This is a genomic window from bacterium (genome assembly GCA_023382385.1).
In the GTDB taxonomy this organism is placed as follows: domain Bacteria; phylum Electryoneota; class RPQS01; order RPQS01; family RPQS01; genus JABWCQ01.
In genome coordinates this window covers 312,322-330,833 of sequence record JAHDVH010000002.1, presented here as the reverse complement: position 1 = coordinate 330,833, position 18,512 = coordinate 312,322, and the positions used below count along the sequence as shown (strand labels likewise).

At 56.8% G+C, this 18,512-nt stretch carries 14 protein-coding genes; 13 read left to right on the top strand and 1 reads right to left on the bottom strand.

Going from position 1 to position 18,512, the window contains the following annotated elements; translation table 11 throughout:
• From KJZ99_05645 to KJZ99_05605, 9 genes are all read left to right on the top strand, one after another.
• Complete coding sequence (locus tag KJZ99_05645; GenBank protein ID MCL4305378.1) at positions 1–819, top strand: hypothetical protein; 819 nt, start codon at positions 1–3, stop codon at positions 817–819.
• Positions 816–2,114, top strand: coding sequence for a glutamyl-tRNA reductase (hemA, locus tag KJZ99_05640; protein ID MCL4305377.1), 1,299 nt, complete (start codon positions 816–818; stop codon positions 2,112–2,114). Before KJZ99_05645 ends, hemA begins: the two co-directional genes overlap by 4 nt.
• Positions 2,098–3,090, top strand: a complete 993-nt coding sequence (hemB, locus tag KJZ99_05635) for a porphobilinogen synthase (protein MCL4305376.1) — start codon at positions 2,098–2,100, stop codon at positions 3,088–3,090. Before hemA ends, hemB begins: the two co-directional genes overlap by 17 nt.
• Positions 3,080–4,393, top strand: a complete 1,314-nt coding sequence (hemL, locus tag KJZ99_05630; GenBank protein MCL4305375.1) for a glutamate-1-semialdehyde 2,1-aminomutase — start codon at positions 3,080–3,082, stop codon at positions 4,391–4,393. Before hemB ends, hemL begins: the two co-directional genes overlap by 11 nt.
• Before the next feature lie 24 nt (positions 4,394–4,417).
• On the top strand, positions 4,418–5,545 hold the full coding sequence (locus KJZ99_05625) for a HAMP domain-containing histidine kinase (GenBank protein MCL4305374.1): 1,128 nt from the start codon (positions 4,418–4,420) through the stop codon (positions 5,543–5,545).
• On the top strand, positions 5,538–6,245 hold the full coding sequence (locus KJZ99_05620) for a response regulator transcription factor (protein MCL4305373.1): 708 nt from the start codon (positions 5,538–5,540) through the stop codon (positions 6,243–6,245). Before KJZ99_05625 ends, KJZ99_05620 begins: the two co-directional genes overlap by 8 nt.
• Before the next feature lie 11 nt (positions 6,246–6,256).
• A complete protein-coding gene (locus KJZ99_05615; protein MCL4305372.1) occupies positions 6,257–7,387 on the top strand; it encodes a hypothetical protein in 1,131 nt (376 codons plus the stop codon).
• A 201-nt stretch (positions 7,388–7,588) separates the two neighbouring features.
• On the top strand, positions 7,589–8,830 hold the full coding sequence (gene ccsA, locus KJZ99_05610; GenBank protein ID MCL4305371.1) for a cytochrome c biogenesis protein CcsA: 1,242 nt from the start codon (positions 7,589–7,591) through the stop codon (positions 8,828–8,830).
• A gap of 6 nt (positions 8,831–8,836) precedes the next feature.
• Positions 8,837–10,435 (top strand): cytochrome c biogenesis protein ResB, encoded by a 1,599-nt coding sequence (locus KJZ99_05605; GenBank protein MCL4305370.1) that lies wholly within the window; start codon positions 8,837–8,839, stop codon positions 10,433–10,435.
• Positions 10,436–10,575: 140 nt separating this feature from the next.
• On the opposite strand, the gene KJZ99_05600 is transcribed toward KJZ99_05605, so the two are convergent.
• Complete coding sequence (locus KJZ99_05600) at positions 10,576–13,182, bottom strand: T9SS type A sorting domain-containing protein (protein ID MCL4305369.1); 2,607 nt, start codon at positions 13,180–13,182, stop codon at positions 10,576–10,578.
• A gap of 405 nt (positions 13,183–13,587) precedes the next feature.
• Here KJZ99_05600 and KJZ99_05595 point away from each other — a divergent pair, with 405 nt between their 5' ends.
• Genes KJZ99_05595 through KJZ99_05580 form a run of 4 tightly spaced genes read left to right on the top strand, consistent with a single transcriptional unit; the run spans position 13,588 to position 18,399 of the window.
• Positions 13,588–14,667 carry a WG repeat-containing protein gene (locus KJZ99_05595; GenBank protein ID MCL4305368.1) on the top strand — a complete coding sequence of 360 codons (1,080 nt, stop codon included), beginning with the start codon at positions 13,588–13,590 and terminating at the stop codon, positions 14,665–14,667.
• A gap of 43 nt (positions 14,668–14,710) precedes the next feature.
• A complete protein-coding gene (locus KJZ99_05590; protein MCL4305367.1) occupies positions 14,711–16,153 on the top strand; it encodes a DUF853 domain-containing protein in 1,443 nt (480 codons plus the stop codon).
• Positions 16,154–16,156: 3 nt separating this feature from the next.
• Positions 16,157–17,068 (top strand): ABC transporter ATP-binding protein, encoded by a 912-nt coding sequence (locus KJZ99_05585; protein MCL4305366.1) that lies wholly within the window; start codon positions 16,157–16,159, stop codon positions 17,066–17,068.
• Positions 17,065–18,399 (top strand): ABC transporter permease, encoded by a 1,335-nt coding sequence (locus KJZ99_05580; protein ID MCL4305365.1) that lies wholly within the window; start codon positions 17,065–17,067, stop codon positions 18,397–18,399. Before KJZ99_05585 ends, KJZ99_05580 begins: the two co-directional genes overlap by 4 nt.
• Positions 18,400–18,512 lie beyond the last annotated feature (113 nt).

Here is an 18,512-nt window from a genome sequence, read left to right as displayed (position 1 = left end):
ATGTTCATCTACGCACTTTTCCCCGGATTGATGCTCCTGGTGTTTGGCGGCCTTTTCTCGCTCTGGATGATGCTTTACCAGCGTCCCGACGAACACCTCGAAAAAATCGCCGTCCGCGTGGGCTGGATAGCCGCGGCTCTGTATGCGTTGTGGCTGACGCTCCTTAGTATCGACCAGCGCCAACTTCCGATTCTTACGGCAGGACAGATCAGCGTCTTCCTCGCGTTTCTGGTCTGGATGGATCAATTGCTCGTTGAACGTCGTATCTCACAACGCATGCTCACGGTTTTGCCCATCGTGATTGTCACCGTCCTGCTGCTGACCGGTGTGGCGGGCGGACTGCGGCACACGGAAGGTCCGCGAGAACTTCACTCGATCTGGTCCGCCGTCCATATCGTTCTCTCCACCGCCGGAGTCGCAATGCTCTTCGGCAGCGGCGTTTACAGCGCCGGTGCGATTCTCCTGCGGAGAGTGCTTGTCCAGCGCAAATTCGGACGGCTATTCACGGCTCTTCCCTCGATGGAAGATATGCACAGATTGCGCGCGCTCGCGGTTTACAACGGCTGGCTGCTCATCACCATCAGTTTCGCTTCATCCACCGTCTTTATGTTCATCCAGCGTGCCGGCACGCCCAGCTTCTTCAACCACCTGCATGAGATGTTCGCCCTTTGGTTCGTGGCGACAATTCTCGCGATTTCAGAACGAAAAAACTGGCTGGGTGACCAGAGACAGGCCAAGCTGACAGTCGCACTGACCGCCTTGATGTTCTTCCTGCTCGCAGGCTCCGTCACCCAAATTTTCTTCCGGGGCCAGTCATGAAACTTGAGATGATCGGTCTCAATCATCACTCGGCTTCGCTTGGTCTCCGCGAACGCGCCGCCGTTTCACCCGACGCGCTGCCTGCCTTGATTCAGCAACTGGTGCGGCATCCGAACATTGAAGGCGCCGTTATCCTGTCCACCTGTAATCGCGCCGAATTGTATCTGTCTCCGACCTACCATTTTGAAGAGTCTGAGTTACGCGCGCTCTATGCGGATATCTGCGGCTTGGAGCTTGCCGAGGCCAATGTTGCATACGTGCATCGGGATACCGCCGCCGTGCGTCACCTCTTTCGCGTCGCTTCCGGTCTCGATTCCCAGATGCTCGGCGAGATTCAAATCCTTGCTCAAGTAAAAACGGCATACGCTGCCGCTCTTGAACTCGCCGGCACGAGCGGCATCTTGAACAAGCTTTTTACTCATGCCATTTTCTGCGGCAAGAAAGTCCGCACTCGCACCGCGATCTCGCAGGGTGCGGTCTCCGTCGCCTATGCGGCCATCGAACTCGCGCAGAGACTCTTCCGCAAGCTTGATGAGAAGAACATTCTGCTCGTTGGTGCCGGCGAAACCTCCCGGCTCGCGGCGAAATATCTCGCCGATGTCGGTGCGCGCAATTGGCGTGTCAGTAATCGGACCGCCGAGAACGCACTGCAATTCGCCGATAGCATCGGTGGCCAAGCCACTTCGTTTCCACCTTCCGCCGACGATTTGGCATGGGCGGATATAGTTGTGAGTGCCACTTCCTCTCAAGCTCCGGTGATTTCGCTGGATACTGCTGGAAGCTCCTTGCGTTCACGTAAACGCCCGCTGTTGTTCCTCGACCTTGCCGTGCCCCGCGACGTCGATCCGGATTTCGCGCAGCACGACGAAGTCTATCTCTACACCGTGGACGACTTCCAGGAGCTTGTCGCCACGAACATCAAGGCTCGCGAAAAAGAGGCCGTCCGCGCTGAAGACATCGTAGACAAAGAAGTCGCCGAGTTCTCTGAGTGGTATCGTCAGAATCGCATCGCGCCGAGCATTCAGCAGCTGCAGATTGCGCTCGAAAGTATTCGTGCTTCTGAAGTTGAGCATCAGGCACATCACTTTCGCGCAGAAGACCTTGAAGAGGTCGATAAATTCTCCCGCTCTATGATGAAAAAGGTGACGAGTCTGATTGTCGCCAACATGCGCCGCGCAGCAGCCGATGGCAGTGATCTTACGCTCGCCCGCGCCATTGCCGTCGCTTTCGCAGGTCAGGACCGTCAGGCCGTTGAAGAAATTCTCGAAAAACTGAACCATGAGCTTTCCCATTGATCGCCCCCGCAGGCTTCGCCGCACACCCATGCTGAGGAGTCTCGTGCGGGAAACACATCTGCATCCGACCGACTTCATTCAGCCGTTGTTCGTCGTTCCCGGCAGCGATGTCAAGCATGAAATCAGCAGTTTGCCCGGACAATTTCATTGGTCCGTCGATCGCGTGACCGAAATCGCCGGACGCTGTTACCATGCCGGAGTGCCCGGCGTGATTCTGTTCGGTGTGCCGACACACAAGGACGCAATCGGCTCCGCCGCATTTGATGACAACGCCGAAGTGCAGCGCGCCGTCCGTGCCATCAAGCAGGCCTATCCTGATTTGCTTGTCATTACCGACGTCTGCCTGTGTGAGTATACAGACCACGGACACTGCGGAGCGATTCATGATACCGACGTAGATAACGATGCGACGCTCGAGTTGCTCGCAAAAACTGCGCTTAGTCACGCGCGCGCCGGAGCCGATGTGGTTGCGCCCTCTGATATGATGGACGGACGCGTCGGTGCGATCCGCCACTCTCTCGATGAACACGGATTCTCGCATATTCCCATTCTGTCCTATGCCGTCAAATATGCCTCCGCCTTCTACGGACCGTTTCGTGTTGCGGTGGATTCCGCTCCGCAGTTCGGAGATCGTCGCGGTTATCAAATGGATCCCGCCAACGCTGATGAAGCGCTGCGCGAGGCTGAACTCGATCTCGCCGAAGGCGCGGACATGCTGATGGTGAAGCCCGGTATCGCCTATCTCGATATCCTGCACACCATCAAGGAGAAATTCCGCCGCCCGACTGCGGCCTATCATGTTTCCGGTGAGTATGCCATGATCGAAGCCGCCGCGCAACGCGGCTGGGTGGATCGCAAACGACTCATTCTTGAGACGCTGCTTGCTTTCAAACGCGCCGGAGCAGACTTTATTCTGACCTACTATGCGGTTGAAGCCGCCGAATGGCTGAACACGGAGAGTCGTCATGCCGAATGATGCAATACTGACTGAATCCGCGCGTTCCATTGAACAATCTGAAGAGTGGTTCACTCGCGCACAGCGCGTGCTGCCCGGCGGTGTGAATTCCCCCGTGCGCGCTTTCAAATCCGTCGGCGGGCAGCCGCCGGTCATGGCCTCCGCCCGCGGTGCGGTGCTGGTGGACGTTGACGAAAATGAGTATATTGATTACATTGGTAGCTGGGGACCAATGATACTGGGACACGGCGCGCGACCCGTCGTCGAAGCGGTTCATCGTGCTGTCGACAAGGCTTTCAGCTATGGCGCCCCCTCGACGCCGGAAGTTCTGCTTGCGGAAGAAATCACCGCGCGGGTCCCCGGACTCCAAATGGTGCGCTTCGTCAATAGCGGAACCGAAGCGACGATGAGTGCAATCCGTCTCGCTCGTGCCGTTACGAAGCGCGATGTGATTGTAAAGTTCTCCGGCGGCTATCACGGCCACGCCGATTCCTTTTTAGTTCAGGCAGGCTCAGGGGCCGCTACCTTCGGCCTGCCCGATTCACCGGGTGTTACCCGCGGCGCCGCACAGGATACACGCTGCGCAATCTACAACGACCTCGCATCTGTGCGAGCGATCTTTGACGCTGAACCCCGTGAAATTGCGGCCGTCATCGTCGAACCCGTTGCCGGAAACGTCGGCTGTATTCCGCCCGCATCGGGATTCCTCGAAGGTCTGCGTACTCTCTGTGATGAGTTCGGCGCGTTGCTGATCTATGATGAAGTCATGACCGGCTTCCGCGTTGCGCGCGGCGGTGCCATCGAGCGATATGGTGTCATGCCGGATCTCGCAACTTTTGGCAAAGTGATCGGTGGCGGGCTGCCAGTCGGAGCTTACGGCGGACGTTCTGATTTGATGTCGCACGTCGCGCCGCAAGGAACAGTCTATCAAGCGGGCACGCTGTCCGGAAATCCGCTTGCCATGTCTGCGGGACTCGCCACTCTTGCGCAACTCGATGCCGGTGTATACGACTTGCTCGAAGAGCGTTCCGCAAAACTTGAAGCGGGACTGCTCAAAGTTTGTGCCGACGCACATGTTCCCGCCCTCGTGCAGCGCGTCGGCTCCATGCTGACGCTGTTCTTCGCAGATCATAAGATTCAAAACTACGCGGATGCGCAGCGGGCGGACCATGTACGCTTCCGCAAATTCTTCCACGCAATGCTGGATCACGGCGTACATCTTCCGCCGTCGGGATACGAATGCTGGTTTGTCTCCCTTGCGCATGATGACCAAATCATCGAGCGCACGATTCAAGCCGCGCGTGATGCGCTGACAGTCACATAAACATCAGGGTTCTCAATCAACAAAATGCTCGGATGGCTGCGCACTGCCTGGCGACAACCCAAGCTGCCCTTCCGGCGGCACTTCGTCGTGTTTGCGCTCATCTCGTTCTTTGCACTCGCGCAGCTCGCATGGTGGGCCGTCTTCCAATACAATGAAGGCCGCCGGCTCATCGAAACGCAAAATGGCTATTGGCAGCAGCAAATCGTCGTCGCCTACATGCAGCGTAATACTCTGGGTTCGGAGTTTGATGCTTGGCTTGCGACAACCTTCCGCGATCTTGAGATCACTCCTGCCGGAGCTATCGAAGTGAAACCCTCCGCGCGCGCCGACCTTCGGGAGTTCGTCCATAGGCGGATGCGCATGTTTATCTCGGAAGGAGCCTTCTTCGGCCTGCTCGTGCTCGTCGCGGTGCTCTATATGTTTCGCACGCTTCGCGAAGAACTTGATATCGAGCATCGCCAATCCGTGTTCCTGTCTGCAACGTCGCACGAGCTGAAGACCCCGATCACCTCGCTTCGCATGTATCTTGATACACTCCGTGACCGTGAGTTGCCAAAAGAAAAACGGGCCGAGCTGCTTGCCGTGATGTCGCTGGATCTGAATCGTTTGAACGACCTGATCGATCGGCTCTTGCAGGCGCAGCGCGTGCTGACTCCCGGCGCCGCATTGCCCCTCGAACGCGTGGACATCAGCGAGGAAACCGTGCGCGCGGTCAATGAGTTGAAGGATCGAATTCAGTTTTCAGGCAAGCATCGACTAAACGTCGACACCGAGTACGGACTCATGGCTATGGCCGACCCGCGCCGCTGGCAGCTCGTTGTTAAGAATCTTGTTGATAACGCCGTCAAGTATTCTCCCGCCGGCGGCATGATCGACGTCTACCTCGCCCGCCGCGACGGGAAAATCGAATTGACCGTCACCGACGAAGGACAGGGATTCGAACCCGATGAAACAAAACGCATCTTTGAACGCTTCTACCGCATCGGCAATGAAGATACCCGCGCCAATCAAGGCGTCGGTCTCGGACTCTACTTAGTCAAGGAGATTGTGCAGGCAATGGGCGGATCCGTCAGTGCGCACAGCGCGGGCAAGGGCAAAGGCTCACAGTTTGTTGTAACCATCCCCGCCGCACAGGACGAACTGCATGTCTGATCGCATCCTGATTGTCGAGGATGAAGCCCACATTGCCGCGGGGCTCAAACTGAATCTTGAAGCCGAGGGCTTTGAAACGGCCCATGTCGCCGATGGTATCACGGCAATCTCGGAAATTCTGAGCGGAAAGCACGACTTAGTATTGCTGGACGTCATGCTGCCCGGCGCCAGCGGATTTGACGTCTGCGAACGTGTCAGAGCGAAAGGGAATCATGTTCCGATCCTCTTTCTGACCGCCCGCGATAGTGATGATGCTCGCGTCCGTGGCCTTGAGCTTGGTGGCGACGACTACATCACCAAACCGTTCAGCATCCGCGAGTTGATTCAACGCGTCCGCGCCATCTTCCGCCGCAATGAATGGTATCGTCAGATTCCCGAGCGCGGCGCGTTGCTCAAAATCGGATCGTCGGTTGTCAATCTCGAAGCCTATTCCGCGGAAACTCCCGCCGGCCCCGTCGCCCTGACGCAAAAAGAGTGTATGCTCCTGAAACTGCTCGCCGAGCGTGAAGGCAACGTCGTCACGCGCGACGAGATAATCGAAACTGTCTGGGGATATGACCGCTATCCGTCCACTCGCACGATTGACAACTTGATCGTCCGCCTGCGCAAATTGTTCGAAGATGACGCGCGCAATCCCCGCCATCTTCATACCGTGTACGCGGCGGGCTACAAGTTCACAAGTGCGGCGGCTGAAGGATAGCCCCAATACTCATGAATATATTCAAATCTCTACTTCTCGCGACGCTCATTTCGTCAAGCGCGCAAGCGCAGGCGGTGCATTCCGGCGGCGTCGGTTCCTGCTCAGTCTGTCATGCCATGCACACGCTCGCGGACGGTTTCCCCGTCATGCCCACGTACGAGAACAACTATTTACTGAGAGCTAACTCTCCCTCCGACATGTGTCTGAGTTGTCACGCTGCGGGCAACGGTGCTGTTTGGGCCGACAATCTCATGCACCCCTCTCCCGAGCGCGGCGGCGGAAACTTCATCTTCACGGGTGCTCCAAACATCAACGATGCACCGAACGGTGCGATGTTTCCGCTCTCCGGCAGTCACGGCGTGCACAACTGTGACGCTCCGTCGCAAAACTCCACGCGCGATCCTGTGCATCAGCTCTCGCCCGGCGGTTCCTACCCTTCCGCTTCCCTCGGTTGCACAAGTTGTCACGATCCCCACGGCAACGAAAACTTCCGTTTGCTTCATGGAGTGGGCCGCATCCCTGCCGGTGACTTTGTCTTTAGTTTCCCCGCCCCTGTTGCAGACGGTATTCCGTTGCAAGGCGCCGCTGAATCACAATCGCTGCATACTGCCTACAAGTCCGGTTGGACAAACTGGTGTCGCAACTGCCATGGACTCTATCACGAAGAAACCAAGACTGGTTTCCAGCACCCTGTGCGTGGTCCATTGAGTGGAGGCACGCGCGCATCATATGAGCACTACAATGGAACCGCTGATCCCACAGGGGGAAATCCCCTAACTGCCTACTTGCCGCAAGTTCCATTTGAAAGCAGCGATGTCACGATAAACAGCACCAACGGACCAGATCATCGCAGCGAAATCACGTGCATTTCCTGCCATCGCGCACACGGCTCCAGTGCCGTAGACCTGGGGCGTTGGGACTTTCGCGTCGTCAACCTTCTGCAGGATGGCTTTCCTTCGGGTTCTTTTCCATTGCCGAATCCCTTTAACTCCGGCACTACTGAACGCCAGCTTTGTGTGAAGTGCCATGAGCAGGAGACTCGCACTCACGGATTCACTCAAGCCTGCATCGAGTGCCACCGTGCCGATACGTACAGCTCCGGCAAGGAACTTCTGCCTACTCCGATTCGCAGGCCCAAATAACCAAGAGGAATGCTTTTTCTTTCGCGAATCGGATATGTGCAGTCTCATTCCATGTTATGTCTGAACATCCGCTGTCTTCCGGTAAAACTGATTTGCATGAATGTGACAAATAAACGCCAATACTGCTTGACTATACGCGAACGTTTTCCGAAATTACTGACGTTGTCCTTCACTAATTCACAATAACTAAGCAGGTGTCCTATGGCACCCACACTTGACGTACAACTCTTCTGGTTTGCTTTCTGGGCCTATCTTGTTGGTTGGCTCTCCTTCACAATTTGGCTTGCCGCGCGCAAGCCCTTCTGGACCAAACTCGGCTCTGTAGCTTTCGCTGCAGGCTTCATTCCGCAGACGATTGCCTTCTTCTGGCGCTGGAATCACACCGGTCACTTTCCCATGTCCAACATGTACGAATACATGGCGGTCATGAGCTGGATGGCTGTGCTGAGTTTCGCTTTCCTCACGTGGCGTTACAAGAATTGGGTAATCAGCGCGCTGATTTCTCCGGTCGTCATCATGCTGATGGTCGCGGCGTCGTTGCTGCCGAAAGATCCCAGCCAGCAACTGATGCCCGCGCTGCGCAGCTCGTGGCTTATCATTCACGTGACTCTCGCGTCTGTCGGTGCCGGAGCATTCGCCGTTGCTGCGGCCGTCTCTTTTGTTTATCTGCTCGCCGTGCGCAGTGAAGAAGAAGCCAAGCGACCCTTCCAGCCCTCCGTTCGCGTCCCACTCCGCGTCTTGGTCTTTATTCCCTTGATTATTGCTGTCATCGGCAACGTCAGCGATGCGTTTGCGAACCAATCCACCATGCAGTTGCTCGGTGCTCCCATGCGCGGCGGCAATGTGCTGATGCTGCTCGGTATTTACTTGGTTCCCGCAGGCTTTGTCTGGAACTATCTCTTCAAAAGCACTCCATCCGTCGAAACGCGCTACTGGACCGCCATCGGTTTTTCCGGACTCTTTCTCGGAGCGCTGGCCGGTGGAATCCTCATGAGCACCGGCAAACTCGGCCTGACTCCCGACAGCCCCTTGCGCATTTTTGAATTCTTCGGCGTCACGCTCGTCTTCGGAACTATCGGAGCATTTCTCCTGCATACCGCATTAGGTTTCGGCAAAGTTGCCGGCAAACTCCATCTTGACGGCAGACTGCTCGATGAAGTGAACTACCGCGCCGTCGCGCTCGGCTATCCGCTTTACACCCTCGGTGCGCTCTTCGCCGGTGCTATCTGGGCCGAAAGCGCCTGGGGTTCCTTCTGGAGCTGGGACCCGAAGGAAGTCGGCGCGCTCATCATCTGGCTCTTTTACAGTGCCTTCCTGCACGCCCGCTATCAGCGCGGATGGTCCGGGCCGCGCACTGCCGTTCTCTCGCTCATCGGTTTCGCCATGATGATGCTTTCGCTGTTCGGCAACTACTTCTTCGGCGGACTGCACGCCTACGCCTAACTCAGCATGAACACAACCACTCCTAATAACAGCACTCCGCACGTCAGCCGCAAACCAAAGTGGTGGGCCATGCTCTCCACCATGAAGTTTGCCATCTGGATTCTGATTGTCCTCGGCGTGCTCTCGCTTGCGTCTCTCTTCAGCGGCGAACTTGTGGACCCGCTCTGGATGAAGCAGGAACCGGGCAATGCGGCGGGTGCTTTCGGACAACTGGTGTACAAAACACTCGAAATGGACAGGCCGTTCAGCTCGTGGTGGTACCGTCTGTTGATCGGCGTCCTGTCGCTCTCGCTCTTCGCCTGTGTGCTCGAACGCACGCCCATTGTCTGGCGGATGTGGAGCCGCAAGCCGGAGCTTGACCCGCGTGTCGTCAACGAACGCACCGCTCACATCTATCTCACCACTTCCGAGACCGCCAAGAATCTGATAGACCGGCTCTCCAAATCCTTTTCCACGCGCGCCAACTACGAAGGCGTCTGGGTTGGTGAGTCGGGTCGTCCCGCGCTCTGGGGGCCGTTGATGACACATATCGGTTTGCTCCTCATTGCCATCGGCGGACTCGTCGGATCATTCGGCGGGGAACATACGCGCGCGGGCGGATATGCAGGAGATACCGTCTCGGTCGAAGGCATGCCCTTCGAAGTTCGCATCGACAGCTTTCGAATTGAATACTATCCGCTTCAGCCCGGTCAATGGGTGCTCGTCGACAATGAGTGGATTGGCCGTCTCGTTGAAAAAGACAGCCCCAATTCATGGCGCATCGAACGCCGTAGTCAGATGGGCGGCACCGAGTTTGTCTCTATGGAGGAAGAGTGGATTTCCAACGACTGGGATATTCGCTCCACTGGCGGAAACATCAAGCAGTATATCAGCAGCGTCACCATTCTCGAAGACGGGCAGGAGGTCGACAAGAAGCAAATCTCCGTCAATACACCTCTGCGTTACGCGGGCTTTCGTCTCTATCAAAGCTCTTACGACCCCGACCGCCCGCGCGTGATTGCCTCCTATGACCAGATTACCTTGACTGTCTCCGATACCCTGGGCAATCTCCTGCACAGCATCCCGCTGAAGCAAGGCGAAAGCGTGGACATTCCCGGTGACACCATCAAGATCACCGCCGGCAAACTGCTGCCAGACTTCAAGCTCGACGCACGCCGCATGGCCTATTCCGCCAGCGCCACGATGCAGAATCCCGCAGTGGAAATGCTCGCGCAGGGTCCCAACGGCTTTGAACGGACCATCTGGTCCTTCCTCCAGATGAAGGGGCATCAGATTACCATCGGCAATTCCCTCTACGAAGCTACCGACATCGTTAATCCCCGCGCTGAAGCCGGAATCGCGACTATCTTCGAAGTCCGTCGCACGCTCGGAACTGAATTCCTGTGGCTCGGCTTTGCCGTGGCAAGTATCGGCCTGATTCTCTGCTTCTACATGATTCATCGCATCGTCTACGTGCAGCTTCCGACCGCCGAAGCTCCCGTCACGCGCGTCTACGCCTTCAGCAAGAAAATGATTCGCGGCTTCGAGCATGACCTTAAAGCAATCGCCGATCAGCCCGGCTGCGAAGTCAACATGGTCGTTCAGCCTGAAATTGATCACTACTGATCTTTTCTAAGGCTGGGTCCCGGAAACAACAGGGCTTGCCGAATCGGCAAGCCCTGTTTACGTCACGATGCGTTGAACAAAACGGGGCGGCCCTTGCGGACCGCCCCGAATCGTCAGAGACTATCTGAAGAAAGATGTGCTTACTTCAGCAGCATCATCTTCTGCTGTGCCGAGTAGCCGTTCACATTCAGACGGTAGACATACATACCCGACGGCAGACCCGTCGCGTCGAAGTTCACCGTATGCGAACCCGCACTCTGCAAGCCGTTGATCAGCGTCGCCACTTCCTGACCCTGAATGTTGAACACCTTCAGCGTCGTGAAGCCCGCGTCCAGCAGGTCGAAGCGAATCGACGTTGTCGGGTTGAACGGGTTCGGGAAGTTCTGATGCAGCGCGTATTCGCTCACCACACCCGCGTCGCTGCGCGGTGTCGCCGAGGCCGTCGCGAGGACTTCCTGAGCGCCGTTCACGTCCACCGCCACCAGACTGTAGCTGTAGCTCGTGCCGTTGGTCACGTTCGCGTCAGTCCACGTGTAGCTGTAGCCAGCCGCCGAGTTGCCCTGTGAGGCAATCTGCGCCATCATCTGGTCGTCACGCAGCACGAGGAAGTGATGATTGTCCGTCTCGCTCGCCGTGCTCCAGTTCACCGTCACGCTGCCGTTGCCCGGCACGAGGTCGAAGCTCGAAAGCTCGACATCCAACTGTCCGTCAGCGATGATGTAATCTTCCACTTCGCCGAGGAAGTCAAACGCGAACGTACCGCACTGCTCTGAGCAAGCGCCGGCAACTGCTTGGCCGAAGCCGAAGCGACCGACCGGAGTCGAGGTCAGACGGAAGCGGAACACGCCGTCGTACACACCGAGGTCAAGTACGCCCGGATCAAGCACACGGAACGGCCATGCGCCCGGAACCACGAGCACATCCTGAATAATCCACTCGCTCGCCGTGACGATCGGCGGAACATCCTGACAGATGATTTCATCGCAGAAATCGCCGTCCAGATTGCCGTCTTTCCAGGCATTCAAATACAAACGGCCGCCGCACTCGGCATAACGAGCATATTCCGGACCAGCCGTTACCACCACGCGCAGGTCTTCATATTCGCAGGGAGTCCACGGCAGATTCGCAAAGAACACGCCGTCGTCTTCCGGAAGCTGATCCTGATTCAGAATCTCGGGAGCAACTTCGCCGTCGACCATCGGGCCGAGCCACGCGATGCCCGACAATCCGTGAGCAGGATTGTTCACCAGCGTCGGATAGTTGCAGGCCGCGAGATCACCGTGATCCACTTCCTCATACGGGAACTGGCAGGTGTCCGGCAGTTCCGCGCACACACACGTTCCAGCTTCAATTTCGAAAGCGGTCACGGTGTTATTGTAAGCGTCCTTTACCCATAGAACCGTCTGCGGAGCGAAGTTAATCGCGTCGCACTCCATACCTTCGCAACGCACTTGACCGGCGTCAAATCGGCTGATGAAGGCACCCGTCGACTTGTTACAGCGGCGCACGTCGTCGATCGGGCTGTTTCCGGCCCAGACCGTGCCGCCCGCGCCCATTTCAACACCCGAAATCACGCCTTCGGGATTGCCGTTCTCGTCCAACAATGTCAATGTTCCGAGCAGCAAACCGGTCGCGCTGAAATGCGTGATATAATCGCTGACGTCCGTCGAATGCCAGACCGTTCCGTCCGTGCCGTCGTAATCCAAACCGTCGGTCAACGTATAGCCGCCCATGCCCGGGAACTGATACGTTGCGAGGCCGTTGCGGTCCACCGTCCAGATCGCATTCGTGCCAAGCTCGCCACCCCAGAAGACCTGGCGGCTCTCGTCCCAGCCCATTTCGTCAATGTAGCGCGGGGCGCCCGAAGCGTCTACGATCGGGTTTGAACTGATCAGCACACCAAATGAATTCATCTGATGCAGCACGCCTTCACCATAGTTCGTGTAGTAAAGGTCGCCGCGGCAATCTGCCGAAATCGAGACACCCAGACCGCTCGGCACCGGAACCGTTATCACGCGCAATGCCCCGGGCGGCGGCGGCGGCGGCGGGCACGGGTTGTTGCATGTCTCGTTCGCGGTCCAGACCCCGCCGTACCAGTATTGACAGTCAAACTGCTCAATACCATCCACGCAATACAGACTGTTGTTGTAGCAGCAACGGCCGAACACGATCGGTGCGACCTCGCCGACATACAGTTCGTAGCCGCCGAAACCGTCCCAGTATGCGTCTACAATGATCGTGTACTCTTGACCACCAGTGAGGTTCGCGACGATTCTGGATGCGAGACCGCAATAATCGTCGTTACAGGCAATCGAGAATCCTGAGCAATCACCCTGATAAAGCTCCAGACGAGTGTCATACTCGTAGTAGTTACAGGTAGTGATTTCGACCGTCATATTTGCCGCTGGCGTAAATGAGTAGACCACGTCCGGCCCGATATTTCCATCGCAGCCAAAATCACTCGCCATCCCGGCGGTCGTCCCTGCATCGACGTAGGGCAGCCCCGGAATCACGGTCGCCGGACAGTAGTCCGCGCCCTGATCCAACGAACGGCGGCCTTCGCGCGTGCCATTTAATGCGGCACGTCTCTGGAATTCCTGAATCGCAGGGTGACTCTTAAGAATCTCTCCCTCGACCTTCAGCGAGGAGATCAGTCTCTCCAAGTCCTGCTGAGACAAGGTCGGATACTGGTCAACCGATACATTCGGGACCAATTTTCCTGCCGGCTGGGCCGACCTCTTGCCCATACTCTCAACAGTCCCTTCGGCTGCAAAGACGGAACCTGCAGCAATCGCAAGACAACAAATAACAATACATAATCTTCTCATAGCCAACCTGCACTTTCTGGATGGTTAACTGCTTGCATTTCAAGGCCTATCAAATATACGAATTATATATCCTCACTTGCATTACCCGTGGAACTATGTCAACAAATTTTTTGAAAAACCCTGCCAGATGCTCAAATTCGGTGAATTATCATTTTACAGAATTTACGCTGTTGACCCTCCCCAAAAGTTCCGTCTTTTACCAATTCCTTATAAACATGCCTCTCTTTGTCATATTTTAATACAAGTAACTCCAAATCTTGTATTCCGCGAGTGTTCTCTGTAAATTGAACAAAACCAAATTCGTCCAAGTAACTCGGAACTATAATGATTTTGAACAGATACGTGACCATTTTCCTGCTCGCTGCGCTGGTTTTGGGCTGCAAGGCGAAAGACAAACCCGCCGCTCCGGCCCCCGTTCAAGCACCGCACAGGCCCGCTTCAATTGCCCACAAACTCTATCCGATTTTCGAGAATAATCGCTGGGGCTTTGTCGACGAACACGGCGACTTGGCCGTTGAGCCGAAATTCGACTTTGCCGACCAGATGACTGAAGGTATGTCGCGAGTCAAGCTCGGGGACAAGTGGGGTTACGTGGATGTCAGCGGAGCGGTGGTGATCGAGCCGGCCTACGAGCGCGCGCGCCGCTTCGCCAACGGACTCGGTGCCGTTCGCGTAGACCGCAAGTTCGGCTATGTGGACAAGACCGGAAAAATGGTTGTCGAACCGAAATACAGCAAACTCGCGCAATCGTTCAGCGAAGGCTTGGCCGCCGTGCCCGACTCCAACAAGCTCTTCGGGTTTATCAATGAACGTGGCGAAACCGTTATCCCCCACAAATTCACCAACGCGCATGAGTTCTCAGAAGGCCTTGCCGCCGTCGCCGACGGTGACAAGTGGGGCTTCATTGATACGACGGGCAACTGGGTGTTCAAACCGCAATTTGTTTGGGGAGATGCTTTTGTCGACGGCCATAGTCTGGTGCGCGTTGGCACGCAGCCGGATGTAGACTATGCGCTGATTGACAGAAAGGGTCGAATCAAATTCCAAATCAATACCCTGCATGCAAAAACTCCGCAGGACGGCTTGATTCTCGTGCAACAGGGCGACAAGTGGGGACATGTGGACTATGAAGGCAATATTGTGATTCCTGCAACCTACGTCGCGGCGTTCAGTTTCAGCGAAGGTCTTGCCGCCGTGCGTATCGGCAATGGCTGGGGATATATTGACAAGAGCAACAAGCTCGTGTTGAATGTGGAGTTCAATGTCGCCGAGGAATTTCATGACGGTGTCGCGCGCGTTACGTGGCCGGGCGGACTTTGGGGCTATGTTGATCAGACCGGACGTGTGTTGTGGAAATCCAAGGTTCCCGGCAGCCCCAGTTCCGGCGATGACTTTGACAGCTGAGACGCGTTCATTAACTCTTTAATACTTCTCAATCCATCTTCTCATGCTTCCCATAGCTATTCGCGACTCTCGAGAGTTCTCAGTACTCCCCAAGCTGCTGAATCGTCACGGGCTGGTGACCGGAGCCACCGGAACTGGCAAGACTGTCACCCTGCAGGTCATGGCCGAACGCATGTCGCGCGCGGGCATTCCCGTGTTTGCCGCGGATGTCAAAGGCGACCTCTCGGGAGTGGCAACTGCCGGAAAATCTTCGGAAAAATTCCAACAACGGCTGAACCTGATTGGCGTGCCATCTCACGAGTTCTCCGCGAATCCTTGCATCTTCTGGGACGTGTTCGGCAAGCAGGGACATCCCGTGCGCACGACGATTTCCGAGATGGGACCGCTGCTGCTCTCACGATTGCTTGCGCTGAACGAAACTCAGGCCGGTGTGTTGCAGATTCTCTTCAGCTACGCCGACGACGCGGGATTGCTGCTGCTCGATTTGAAAGACCTGCGCTCGATGCTCGCACATGTTGGAGAAATCCGTAAAGACCTTACGACACAATATGGAAATGTCACGCCCGCCAGCGTCGGCGCGATTCAACGGGCCTTGCTGATGCTCGAAGAGCAGGGCGGTGACCAATTCTTCGGTGAGCCGGCGTTCGAGCTTTCCGATTTGCTGCAAACTGACAGCGCGGGTCACGGGATCATCAACATCCTGCATGCCGAGCAGCTGATTCGCTCGCCCAAAGTCTACGCCACGCTGCTGCTGTGGATGCTCTCCGAACTCTTCGAACAGCTCCCGGAAGTCGGGGACCTCGAAAAGCCCAAGCTGGTGTTCTTCTTCGACGAAGCGCATCTGCTGTTCGACGACGCGCCCGCCGCCTTGCTGGACAAAGTTGAACAGGTCGTGCGGCTGATACGCTCAAAGGGGGTCGGCGTGTTTTTCGTGACGCAGCATCCGATGGATGTTCCGGAAAAGGTTCTGACTCAACTTGGCAATCGCGTGCAGCATGCGCTGCGTGCCTTCACACCGAACGAACAGAAGAAATTGCGCGCGGCGGCTGAGACGTTTCGCGCGAATCCTGAGCTGAATCTCGAACAGGCGATTCCTGAACTCGGTATCGGTGAAGCGATTGTCAGTTTTCTGGATGAAAAGGGTTCCCCCGCGCCCGCCGAACGAGTTTATATCATGCCGCCGTTTTCGCGCATCGGGCCGCTCGATGAACGTGAGCGACTTGTCACAATGCAGTCGTCGATTGTCGCAGGAGTCTATGAAAAGACGATTGACCGCGAGTCGGCATACGAAATGCTGAAGCAGAAGGCGGAGCAGTCTGCTGCGGCAGCTCCGGCCGAAGAGATTCGCAAACCCAAAGCTGCGGGCCGGAAGCCGGATGATGTGATGACCGCGATGGTGAAATCCGCCGCGCGCGCCGCCGCGTCGCAGGCGGGACGTTCACTGATTCGGGGAATTCTGGGAGGTCTGTTCGGAGGAAAGAAGTGAAACATGAACGCAATTGAAGTCAAACATATCTCGAAGAGTTTCGGAGATGTGCAGGCCCTGCAGGATGTTTCACTAAGCATCAGGCAGGGCGATTTCTTTGGACTGCTCGGCCCTAACGGCGCGGGCAAGACTACGCTGATGCGAGTGCTGTGCGGGCTGCTCGAGCCGGACGGCGGAGAGCTGCGCATTCTGGACAGCAAACTTGAGCGTTGGCAAATTCCGTTCGCGCTCGGAGTGGTTCCGCAGGATATCGCACTCTACGACATGCTCACGGCGCAGGGCAATCTCGAACTGTTCGGCAAACTGCGCGGCCTGTCTGGCAAGACTCTTGCTCAACGCGTGGAGCACGTGCTGGAGCAGATCGGGCTTTCGGATCGCAGAAAGTCGCGGGTCAAGGGGTTTTCCGGCGGAATGAAGCGGAGGCTTAATCTGGGAGTCGCGTTACTTGCCGAACCGCGTGTGCTGCTGCTTGACGAACCAACCGTCGGAGTCGATCCGCAGTCGCGCGCGAGTATCTTCGAGCTGCTCGAATCACTTCATCAGAGCGGCGTGACGATTTTATATACGACGCACTATATGGAAGAGGCCGAACGCTTGTGCAGAACGATCGCGATTCTCGACCACGGAAAAGTCCTGGGACTTGGATCTCTTGAGGAGTTGATTACGCTGGTCAAGACGCCGCGTTTCGTGCGGGTCATGCTGCGGAGCGAGGAAGAGAAGGCGCCGGACCTGCACGGAGCGTCGCGCCGAAGCTCCGGTCTGCGAGTGGATTATGTTCCGCAATCCAATGACGGATTGGCGGAGATACTCGCGCAGCTTGCGGAGTTTCGCGGGGCGCAGCGCGTGGAAGTGGTTTCGCCGAATCTGGAAATGTTGTTTCTCGAACTCACCGGACGGGAGCTGCGCGACGCATGAAACGTATCTGGCATCTGGCCCGCAAAGATCTCGCGATCTTCCTGACAGACCCGGTGGCCATCGGGTTGACGTTCGTCGTGCCGATGGTGATGATTCTGGTGTTCGGGTTTGTGTTCGGAGGGCAGGGGAAGGGCGGACTTAGTGAGTTGAGAGTGCTCGTGGTCAACCAAGACTCGGGCAAGGCGGGAGAGAGATTTGTCAAGGCCTTGAACGCGCTCGATGAACTTCAACTGCTGGAGAAAGCAGGCAAAGACACGGTGAAGCTTGACAGCTCACGCGCGGCGTCGCTCGTGCAGAAAGGCAGTTACTCGGTCGCGTTGGTGCTTCCGGAGAGTTTCACTGAGGGGATTAAGAACGGCGAGATTCGTGCGCAGATTCTGGAAGATCCCCGCGATCCGGTGACGGCGGGAGTGCTCTTAGGGTTGATGCAGAAGACGTCATTCGAGACGTTTCCGATGCTGATGCCGTCGGCGATGATGTCGGGGATGTTCGATTCGACTTCGACGTTCGGTTTCAATCAGGACCTTGCAGCGGCGATTGAGAAGAATCTCGGTGTGCAGCTGCCGGAGAGCGGAAGAACGTTTCAGGAGATGCTGCCCGAAGAGATGCTGCTGGGTGAAAGCGATTCGGCGGCGGACAGCGGCGGCTTCAACATGGGTGCGGCGTTTGACAAAGTGAATCAGATTCAGCGCACGCAGGTGGTCGGTCAGCAGGTGGTCAATCCGTCTGTGTCGCATACGACCGCGGGAACGGCCGTGATGTTCATGCTGTTCGGAGTTGGCGCGATTGCGGCGTCGCTGCTGCGCGAGATGAACTACGGCACGGCGACGCGGCTGCTGCTGATGGGCGCGACCGCAGGAGAAATCCTGCTCTCGAAGCTGCTGTATGCTGTCACGCTGGGCAGCGTGCAGCTTTTTGCGATGATGATTTACGGCTGGCTGATTTTCAGTCTCCAGATTTGGGAACACCTGCTGCCGATGCTCGTGATGATTGTCGTGTGCGCGGTGGTGATGAGCAGCGTGGGACTGATTATCTCGGCGCTGTCGCGCACCGAAGAACAGGCAAGCGGGATTCAGGTGGTGATCATTCTCAGCATGTCGGCGATCGGCGGTGCGATGTTTCCGAGTTTCATGCTGCCGGATTTCATCCGGACGCTCAGTCAGGTGACGCCGGTGTATTGGGCCATGCAGGGATTCAACGATATTTTCTGGCGGGATCAGGGGCTGGCGGGCATTGCGCTGGAATGCGGAGTTTGTTTAGCGATGGGTGCGCTGATGACCGCGATTGCCGTACTGATCTTCAGGCGGAGACTGGCGACAGAGCTGGGCTAAGCGAGAAGGATCTCGGCGGGTTGACACCCGCCATGGGGTGAAGGATTCGTCTGTATTGCGCTGGCTTGTGTTCGCCCCGCGGTCGGAGTTACTTAAGTTGGTTCAAGACGAGA